General features: G+C 64.4%; 1 protein-coding gene. It reads right to left on the minus strand.

What is annotated here, in order from left to right:
- On the minus strand, window positions 1-10,697 hold a 10,697-nt coding region (locus BJL95_RS16225), incomplete at both ends, for an autotransporter-associated beta strand repeat-containing protein (RefSeq protein ID WP_071159410.1).

A 10,697-nucleotide genomic window follows, 5' to 3' on the forward strand; every position in this document is an offset into this window, starting at 1 on the left:
GCCAGGACCGACCGCAAGCGGCGCAATCGCGTTGACCGAGGTTTGAGTATTGCCGCCGGCGCCACCAGCGGACGAGCCGCCCAAACCACCGAAACCACCCAGTCCACCGCCGGTTCCCGCGTTAAAGTCCACGGTTTGAGTGGCGTTGGTGACGATGCCTATCGCCACCGCCGCGGTAGGGCTGGAAGTGACTTCCTCGGCGTTGTCCAAGCCGTCGGTGTAACTGGCTGTCACGCTGATGGTTTTATCGACGAAAGTTTGGATCAGCAACAAGCGAGAGCCGGTCCCCAGGACATTGCCGTCGCCGTCCTTCCAGGTATATACCACGCTACCCTTGCCGTCGGCGTCGCTCAGCGCATCGACGACCGTCAGGGTTTCGCCGGCGGTCGGCGTGCCGCGTATCGTCAACGTGCCGGTCGGCGCGTCGTTGGCATTGGTCAGCGTCACGCTCAGTTCGGTGTCGCGGCTGTTGCCGGCCGCGTCGGTGGCGCGCACGGTGATCGAGTGGCTGGCGGCGGCTTCGTAATTTAGTTGGCCGCCGTCGGCGACGGTGACCGCGCCGGTCGCGGCGTCGATCGCGAAGCGGCCGTTAGCGTCGTCAACCAGACTGTAAACCACCGCATGCAGATCGCTGGCCGTCACACTACCGACCGCCGTGCCGTTCGCGGCATTTTCGGCCACGCTCAAGCTTCCGCTCGCCTCGACCGGCGCGGCGGTGTCCAACGTGAAGGTCAATGCGACGGATTCAGCCGAGGCATTGCCGGCCAAGTCGGTCTGCCGCGCCAACACCGACTTGGCCCCGTCGCCGGACACGCTAAAACTGTCGCCGCTGCCGGCGACCCAAGTCGTACCGCCGTCGATGCTGTATTCCCAACTGGCGCCGCTTTCTAGACCGGCCGCGTTGACGACACCATTGTTGGTCAAGCCATCGACGGCACTGGCGCCGCTATCCTCGGCCAAGGCCAAGCTCGGCGCGGCGGAGACTGTATCCAGGGTAAAGGCCAGCGCGGCGGAATTGGCCGAGACATTGCCGGCAATATCGATCTGCCGAACCAACAGCGACTTGGCCCCATCGCCGCTGACGCTAAAACTGGCGCCGCTGCCCGTCGTCCAGCTGGTGCCGCCGTCGCTGCTGTATTGCCAGCTCGCGCCGCCTTCCAGACCGGACACCGTCACCGCGCCGCTGTTGGTGATGGCATCGCTGTTACTGGTGCCGCTATCGGTGGTCACGCTCAAGCTCGGCGCGGCCGGCGCAGAGGTATCGACCACGATGTCGCGGTTGGCACCCAAGGAGTCGGGATCGCCGGGCGCGGCCAAGGTCAATATCGCCGGTAGACTGGTCGAGCTATCCAGTATCGCGCCGCCGCTCAAGGCCAAGGCGGTGGTGGCCGAGTAGTCCAGGTCGGTGCTGGTGTCGCCGGCTTGCACGACATAGCTGAAACTCAGCGTGGTCGTGCCCGAGCCGCCGCTGAAACTGGCGTTGCGGCCGGTATTCAGCGCCAAGGTCGGCGTGCCGGTCACCGTGACGGCCCGGTTAAAGGTCACGGTAATGGTGACGGTGTCACCGGCTTTGTAACTGCCGCTGGCCGTCGAAGCCGAAACTTCGGTTACCAGTGGGTTGACCAACGCGGTCAGCACCACGTCGTTGCCGGTGCCGCTGGCGTAACGCACGGTATAAATGTCGCCGTTCAACGTCGCGTCGCTGCCCTCGGGTATGCCGTTGAAAGTGCCGGCGCTGCCCGACACCGCGTCGGCGCCGTCGTTGTCGATGATCCGATACGTGGCACCGTTGCTGGCGCTGTAAGTGCCGACCCGGCTCACGCTCAACGATCCGCCGTTCAAACTGACGACGCCGTTGACGACGACTTGGTCGAAGTCGGTGCCGGCCACGCCGCCGTCGCCGCCGACTTCGGCGGCCATGTCGCCGCTGAGCCGCAGATTGCCGTTGACGGTCAGCACGCCGATCCCGTTATTGGTGCCGGCCACGCCGGGAGCCAATGTCGCTCCGTCGAGTATCGTCAACTGATTGGTCGAACTGACCGCGAAAATACTGCCGCTGCCGGCCAAGGTCGCCCCGGATTGCACCGAAACGCCACTGGTCCCGCCCAGCGCGCCGGTCACCGCCAGCGTGCCGGCCGATACCGTCGTCGCGCCGCTATAAGTATTATTGCCGGACAGCGTCAGCGCCGCGCTGCCTTGCTTGGTCAACGAGCCGCTGCCGGACAACACGCCGGACAGCGTCGCGGAGGCACTGTTTGAAACGGTCGCCGCACCGATCAGAGTCACATTGTTATCGATGTTCGTGGCGGCGTTAATCGTCAGCGTGCCGGCGTTCAAGGTCAGATCGCCGCCGCCGAGATTGGCATCGGAGGCTATCGCCAAGGTACCGCCGCCACGCACCGTGGTTTCGCCGCTGTAGCTGTTATTGCCGGACAGGGTCAAAGTGCCGGTGCCGGTTTTAATCAAATTCCCGCCAATGGCGCCATCTTCGACCACCCCGGAAAAGCTAGTCGAGGCATTATTGCCGCCGACGGTCAGACTGCCGCTGTTCAAGGTCACGCTGCCGGCGCCGGACAGGGAACCGGCCGTTTCGTTGTCGTATAAAAACAGCGTGGCGCCGCCAGCGATTTCGAGCGCGCTATCATCGCCGATGGCCGCGCCGCCCGAGACCGACAACATGCCGGCCGTTACCGTGGTCGCGCCGCTGTAGGTATTGGTTCCGGACAGTTCCAACTCGTTCGCGCCGGCCTTGGTCAAACCGCCGGCACCGGCGATCGCGCCGGAAAAACTGCTGCCGGTCGCTTGATTGACGGTCAATACCGCGCCGCTATCCAAGGTAATCCCGGCGACCGCCGAACTGCCGCCGGACAGCGTGCCTACCGTCTCGCTGGCACTGATGCGCAACGCTCCGGCACCGGATAAGGTCACCGCGCAAGTGTCCTTGATCGCCGCGCCGCCTTCAGTCTGCACGGTGCCGCCGGTCACGGCCAGGCCGCCGTCCCAATCGCCGGTACCGGACAGTAGCAGCGTGCCGGTCCAGAACTGAGTCAGCGCATAGCTGTTGGCGCCATCGGTGATGCCGCCGGACAGCGTCAAGGTGTTGCCGCCGGTGTCGATCTTGGTGTTGCCGGTCAGCGTGATTTGGCCGCTCAAGGTATTGTCGCCGCCGATGGCGCGAATAGCGCCGTTAGTGTCCGCGCCGACGCCGGCGGCGGAGATCGTGTTGCTGAAGGTCGCCGCGCTTTGCAAGTGCAACGAGGCGCCGTTGGCGATAACCACCCCACCGCTGCCCAGCGCGCCGCTCTTGCTGGTCAGCAGATAACCGGCGCCGATCGCGGTGCCGCCGCTGTAGGTGTTCGCCGAAGCGCCGGCCAGCTCCAGCGTGGAGCCGCCCAGTTTGGTCAGAGCCCCGCTGCCGCTCAGCACACCGGTGTGTTGCAGATAAGCGCCGGTATCGACCAGAATGCTGCTGTCCGCCGCCAACACGATATCGTTGTCGATCGCGTTAGGGTAGCCGCCGGTCGCCTGCAATATGCCGCCGCTCAAGGTCAGGTTGCCGGTTCCCAGATTGGCGTCGCCGGCCACCGCCAACGTGCCGCCGGCGATGCCGGCGGTATTCAAGCCGGTGCCGCTGGTGCCGCCGGTCGAGGTATTGTTGGTGCCGCCGAGCACCAGTTTGCCGGCGCCGCTTTTGGTCAAATTAGAAACCACGCTACCGTCGTCGGCTAGCGCGGAATTGATGGTCAGCGTATCGCCGGTGCCGACGCTGACCCCAATCGCGCCGGCCAAATTCAATGACTGGCTGGTGATCGTCAGCGAGCGGCTGTCGGTGTCGCTATCCATCGCCAAGGTCACGCCGTCGGCCACGGTATAGGCCCCGCCCAACGTGATGGTGCCGCTCAAGGTTTCGGCGAAGTTGATCGTGGTCGGCCCGGAAATAGTGCCGGCGTAATACAGCGCTTCCCGCAGATCCAGACCGCCGCCGTCGGCGACGTCGGCATTAAAGCTACTGACCGCATTGCCGTCTATCGCGGTGACGGTCACGGTCAAATCATTGGATACCGTGATCGTGAAGACCTGTTCGACCGAGTCGGTGCCGTCGCTGGCGCGCACCCGAATCGAATAGCTCTGGCCGCCGGTCAAAGCCGCGTTGTTGACGCTCAACGTGTCGCTGCTGATTGTAAAACTGGCATTGTCGGTATCGCCGCTGCCGCTGACCAAGCTATAAGTCAAGGTCTGGCCGGTATCGACGTCGGACGCCGACAGCGTGCCGACCGTGGCGTTGAGCCCGTCGAACACGCTGATCGCGTTGTTGGAAAGTTGCAAATCGGTCGGCGCGTCGTTAATCGAGGTCGCGGTGATCACGGTCGAGCTGTCGGCGGAGCCGCTGCTGGTGCCGTCGTTGCCGGTCAACGTAAACGTGGTCTGGACGGTGCCGGCCGGCACGGCTTGGTTGTCGGTCGGGGTAAACACCAGCGCTTGCAGCAGGGTTTGCAGCGCGCCGGGACTGTTCGCGGTCAAGGTGTAGCTGCCGGCCGAACCGGACAAACCGCCGCCGGCGCTGCTCAAGGTGCCGTTGGCGCCGGTGTAGCTGATGGTCAGCGTGAACGTGCCCGAACTGTCGTCGGCGTCGGTGTAGGTCACGTTGGCGAACGGCGTGGTCGTGGCGTTGTCGTTGACGCTGCCGGCGGTGGTGAAGGTACCGCCCAGGGCCGGCCCCTGGTTGACCGGTCCGGTCAAGCGAAAGTCGTTACTGTTGCTGCCGGCCGCGTAACTGGCGGTCAACGCCACGGCGTTAAACGTCACGGTTCCGGCCGCCGCCAAACCGCTAAAGCTGCCGGTGATCGCGTCCGAACCGTCGTTGGAAATCAATGTGAACGCTTCGCCGCTCGCCGATTTGGTGGCGACATGGGCGCCGGACAAACTCAGCGTGGCGCCGCTGACATTGACCGCGCCGGTAACCGCCACGCTATCGTAGCTGGCCGAACCGGCAATGTCGGCCGCCAAGCTGCCGCCGGAGGCGATAGTTAAACCGCCGGTCACGGTCAGCGTGCCGACGCCGTCGTTGCTGCCGGCCACGCCCGGCGCCAAGGTCCCGCCCGCAGCGATCGTCAGGCCGCCGTTGACGCTACCGGTGCCGGCCAGCGTGGCGCCGCTGGCCACGTTAACCGCGCCGGCTCCGGCGCCGTTCAAGCTGCCGGTGACCAGTAAGGTACCGGCGTCGATCGCGGTCGAGCCGGTATAGGTATTGGTACCGGACAAGGTCAAGGTACCGCTGCCGGCTTTAGCAAAGCCGCCGCTATTTCCGCCGTCCTGCAAAATACCGGAGAACGTGGTCGAAGCATTACCGGCCACCGTCAGCGTGCCGCTGTTCAGTGTCACGGTGCCGGCGCCGGCCAGCGAGCCTATCGTGTCGTCGATGGCGTGCAGATTCAGAATGGCGCCGGAAGCCACGGTGACGGCGGTGGTATCGGCCAGCACCGAGCCGCTGCCGGACAAGGTCAGCGTGCCCGCCGAAATCGTCGTGGCCCCCGTGTAAGTATTGTTGCCGGACAAGTCCAATTCGCCGCTACCCAGCTTGGTCAGGCCGCCGCTGCCGCTGATTACCCCGGAAAACGCCCCTGACGATGCCGAATCGCTAGTCAGCGTGAAGGATTGCAGATCGATATTGCCACTGGTGTAGCTATTGATTTGGCCGACGCTGACATCCGACGCCAACTGGTAGGAGCCGCCGTTCAGCGCCAGTTCGGGCGTGCCGCTCAGCGTACCGGACAACACCACCGTACCGCCGGACGCTTGGAGACGCGACGTGGCGGTCAAGGCATTCGTCCCGGACAGGGCCAGGGTCAGCGTTCCGCTGCCGACTTTGTCGACGGTCGCGCCGCTACCGGTGATCGTGCCGGTAAAACTGGTGCTGGTGTTGTCGCCGCCGATTTCCAAAGTGCTGGAGGTCAAGGACACCGTGCCGGCGCCGGCCAACGAACCGATCCTGTCGCTGGCCGACGACAGCGTCAAGCTAGCGCCGCTGGCCACCGTCACCGCCGAGCTGTCGGCGATTCGGTTGTTGCCGCTGGTGGTCAAGGTACCGGCCGAAATTGTGGTCGCACCGGTATAGGTGTTGGTGCCGCCCAAGGTCAAGGTACCGGAACCGGTCTTGGTCAAACCGCCGCTACCGCTGATGACGCCGGTAAAACTGGTGTTGGAGCCGTCCCCGGCCGTCAACGTAAAAGCCCCGAGCGCAACATTGCCGGCGCCCGCCAATGAACCGATGGTTTTGGCGGCACCCAGCGTCAGCGTCGTCCCGGCACCCACCGAAACCCCGGTATTGTTGGCGATGGCACTCGCGTTATTTAACGTTAACCCGCCTAGCGACAGCGTGACGGCGCCGGTCAAGGTATTCGCGCCCGACAGCGTCATCGTGCCGGCGCCGGTCTTGGTGAACAGACCGCTGCTATTACTCAAGATACCCGAGAACGTCGTATCGACGCCGCTGTTGATGGTCCGCGCCGCGTTGCCGAAATCGACGTTGCCGGTAAAGGTCAACGCAAACGATCCCGACATCGTCACATCGCCGCCGAGCGTGATCGCGTTGGCTATGCTGCGCGCCGTGGTGGTCGAACGCAGCTTGCCGCCGTTCCAGGCCAACGCGCCGGTCCCCAGCGCGCTGTCCGACGCGATGTCGATGATCGTGTTGTTCAACGTAACGGTGCCGCTGTAACCGGTGTTGGTACCCGCCAGCTTCAGTACATTGCCCGCGCCCCCGCCGACCGAGATGCCGCCGGAACCGGTCAGATTACCGTTCAGCGTGATGCTGCCGGCCGTGGTATTGAACGCGCCGCCGTTGGCGGTGACCGATACCCCGACCGAGGAGGTAATACCCCCGGCGCTAGCCGCCAAGGTACCGCCGTCCATGACCAGCGAGCCGGCGCTACCCAGACTGGCGGTTTGCAACGTGCCGCCGGACAAGGTCAGCGCGCCGCTGAAGGTGTTGCTACCCGACAAAATCAGGGTGCCGCTGCCGGCTTTGGTCAATCCGCCGCTACCGGAGATTCCGCCGGAAAACGTGGTTGACGAATTGTCGCCGCCGGCGGTCAGGGTATTGGCGCCCAGAACGACGCTACCGGCCCCGGCCAACGAACCGATCGTCTCGGATGCGTTGAGACTCAAGGTGCCGGCCACGCTGACCGCGCTGGTGTCGGCCAAGGCGCTACCGCCGCTCAAAGCCAGCGTGCCGGCCGACACGGTGGTCGCGCCGGTATAGGTATTGGCGCCGCTCAGCGTGAAGGTGCCGCTACCGGTTTTGGTTAAGCCGCCGGTTCCGCTCAGCACGCCGTCGAAACCGGTCGAGGTGGCGTCGCCGCCGGTCGTCAACGTGAACGAACCGAGATCGAAGCTGCCGGTCACGCCGCTGCCGCTCAACGACCCGATGGTTTCATCCGCGCCCAGCGTGACGGCCAGACTTGCGCCGTTGCCCAAGGTCAGCGCGCTGGCGTTGGGGATCGCCGCGCCGCCGTTCAGAGTCACGGCGCCGTTACTGAACGAAGTCGCTCCGCCGTATGTATTGCTGCCTGACAGCGTCAAGGCACCGCCGCTGATTTTACTGAGACTGCCGCTGGCGCCGGATATATCGGCGGACACGGTCAACGCCGCGCTGGCACCGAGCAAATTCAAGGTGCCGGACCCGGCCAGTACCAGACCGCCACCACTGCTACCGGCTATCGTCACGGTCTTTGCCCCTTGCAAGGTCACCGTATCGCCAGCACCCAAGGTTGCGGTGGAGCCGGTCAAGGTCAGCGTGGTGCCGCTGGTCAAATTGCTTAGAATCACGCTATCCGCGCCGGCCTGGGCCGCCGAGCGCGCCAACGCTTCGCGCAAACCGAAGCCGTCGGCGGCGTCGTTACCGCTGTCGTCGCTGGTCTGGGTCACGTAAATGTTGGAACTGGTCACACTGACGTCGGCATTCGTCGTCGCGGTACCGTCGCTCAACGCGAAACGGATCGTGGCATCGCCGAACGGGGTGCTGTTGGCGTATTGAATGCCGCGCATCACCGCTTGCACCAACGCGGTGGTGGCATTGGCGTTGAAGTTGATCGTCAACACCCCGCCGGTATTGGTGTAAGTAGCGAAGGTGGTCGCGCCGCCGGTTTGCAGCGCCGAACCGGTATCGCTAAAACCGCTGGCATTAAAGCTGTAGACGTCGTTGCTAGTGGCATCGGCGATACTGGCATCGCCGATCTTGCCGCGCTGCACGGTCAACGAAGCGCCGTTCCAGTCTCCTACGTCGTTTTCGGCGTCGGAAACGGTCAAATTGCCGCCGGCATCGAGCGTCACGGTGCCGGACAAGGCCACGCTATCGCCGTTCAAACCGCTAATCACCGCCGCCGAATTGATGCCGGAAACAGTGATGCCGTTGCCGCTGGTATCGGCAATACTACCGCCGGTGATTGGGCCGTTCCAATTATCGGCGCCCGCCAGATTGTAAGTCGTGCTGCCGCTGGAACTGGTGCCGTTTTTATCGAGCAGGGTGTTGACCTGGGCCTTGTCGGTGGCCGACAACGTCAACGTGAACGCAGTCGCCGAAGTGATCTCCACATCGCTGGTGTCGGTCAAGGTGTAGCTGCCGCCTTGACCGGTCAACGTAAACAACGAAGCGTCGATATCGTTGGTCGCGCCGCTTTGCTTGACCAGATGAGTACCGGTCACGACCAACAAGCCGGTCGCGGTGTCGTAGGTCGCCGAGGTCAAGGTCGGCGTTTGGGTACTGCTGACGGTAACGCCGTTGCCGGTGGTATCGGCGGATGCCGAGGCGGTGCTGTCCCAATTCGCCGCGCCGGCCAGATTGTAGGTGGTCGCGCCAGCGGACGCGGTCCCGTCCTTATTCAGCAGGCCTTCGACGTTGAGCTGATCGGTGGCATCCAAAGTAATGCTAAAACTGGTGGAACTACTGGCGGTCACCGTGTAACTGCCGGCCAAGGTATAGGTATTGCCGCCCTCGCCGGTCAGCGTCAGCTTGGTGGTATCGATGGTGTCGCCGGTGGTCATATTAGCGCCGGTGACGGACAGCACGTTGGTGCTGGCGTCGTAGGTAGCCGAAGTAATCGACGCCGTCGGCGAGGGCGGCGTCCAGGCGGCCGTGCTACCCGGCCCGTCTAGCCATTCGGTGCCGGCGTTACCGCCCGACCCGGAGGCGCCGGGGTTACCGCTGGACGAAGTTCCGCCGGCACCGCCGCCTCCGTAATTCGAGGTGTGGGTAATGGTAGCGTTTTCGTATTTGAAGGCACCATTGTTGTATATTCCGCCGACGCCGGCTCCGCCGTCGCCGCCATCGACACCGTAACCACCCGCGCCGCCGCCGCCGGCGCCGAGATTGTTGGTGATCGAGGTCGACGCCATGTACACCGTTGCGCCGGAACCGATTGCTAAAGCGCCGGCGCCGATCCCACCCCGGCCAACCACCGCGCTGCCGCTGCCGCCTGAACCGTATCCGCCGCCGCCGCCGCCGATAAAATTCAGTCCGCCCGAGCCGGCGGTTCCCCCGGTTCCGCCTGCATTGGCACTACCGCTGGTTCCCCCCGCGCCGCCGGCGCCACTGGCGCCACTGCTACCGCCCCGGCCAGAGGCGCTGGCAACCCCGTTAACACCGCCATTTCCGCCAGTACCCGCGGAACCCGAGGCGCCAGGTGTAGTATTATTAAAAGCCCCTCCGGTTCCGCCGACAGTCGTCCCCCAACCGCCGCCGCCGCCGCCGCCGTAACCGTAAGACCCGTTATCGCTACCGCCGTTGCCGCCGCCGCCGGCCGCGACGTTGCCGGTGATTGTCGAATGCAAAAATGTGGCCGTGGTGCCCGCGCCGGTCACCGAGATTCCGGCGCCCAACGCATCGCCGCCGTTGACGCTGTTATACGCACCGCCGTCGCCCGAAACCAAACCGTGGGTGATCGTCAAACCGTCCACGGTCACATTGCCGCTGGTAATCGACAGCACCCGGCTGTGGTAATTGGCATCGACGGTAACATCGGCACTACCGTTGTCGTCCAGATCGCCGTCTATCGTCAAATTTTGGCTGATACTTAACTGGCCGCTGGACAAGGTAATCGTCATTCCGGCGTTGAATGTAATCGTGTCGCCGGACGACGCCGATGCAATCGCCGCGCGCAACGACCCGGCACCGCTATCGTTATTGTTGGTCACGGTGACCGTCGCCAGCGCGTAATCGTAGTCGGCCATGGCCGAAGCGGAAAACGCCGCGGGCGCCGAGACGTCGCCAGTACGCACTTCCAAATCCCAATCGCCGCCAGCGCCGGTGCGGTCGTCGGACACCGCCACGTCGGCCCCGGTCAGATCGGCCAGGGTCCGGGCAAACGTAGCGCCGTCGGTGCCACGGCCCAGGTTGCAGGAATAGATTTGCAGGTCGCCGTCGGCCGCCAGCGCTTGGCCTATCGTATCGAGTTGAGCGGCGTAGCCGCCGATTGAATCATTGCTCAGCCAAGCATTGCCCAACCAAACGTTGGCCTCGCCGCCCTCGGCGACAATCGAAATCGCGGCAATGTCCCGGCGATCCGCCAAATAGTCGGCCATCTGTTGCACGCCGTCGCGGCCGGCCTCCAACATTACGACTTCGGCGCGCGGATCGGCGCCGGCCAACAAAGTTTCGGCGTCCCTGACCCGGCTATCGACGAAGATGACGGCGGTAGGCG

The sequence above is a fragment of the Methylomonas sp. LWB genome, assembly GCF_001856095.1.
Taxonomy (GTDB): Bacteria; Pseudomonadota; Gammaproteobacteria; order Methylococcales; family Methylomonadaceae; genus Methylomonas; species Methylomonas koyamae_A.